Annotated in this window: 1 pseudogene; it reads left to right on the forward strand. The window is 72.4% G+C overall.

From position 1 onward, the window contains the following. A pseudogene (locus KVT39_RS37205) lies at positions 1–243 on the forward strand (heavy metal translocating P-type ATPase); the annotation flags it as partial.

The following is a 243-nucleotide window of genomic DNA, read 5'->3' on the forward strand; positions in this document are numbered from 1 at the left end:
CGGCGCGCGCTTCTACCGTGCGGCCTGGCAGGCGGGGAAGGCGCGCGCCGGCAACATGGACCTGCTCGTCGCGCCCGGCACGTCGGCCGCGTACGGGCTGAGCCTGTGGATGCTGCAGCGCGATCCCGCGCATCCCGGCCACCTGTATTTCGAGGCGTCGGCCGTCTCCGTCACGCTCGCGCGCTTCGGCACAAGGATCGAATCGCGCGCGAAGCGCCACACCACCCTGGCCATCCGCCCTCT

The sequence above is a fragment of the Burkholderia sp. GbtcB21 genome (assembly GCF_019091065.1).
GTDB classification, from domain to species: Bacteria; Pseudomonadota; Gammaproteobacteria; order Burkholderiales; family Burkholderiaceae; genus Burkholderia; species Burkholderia pyrrocinia_C.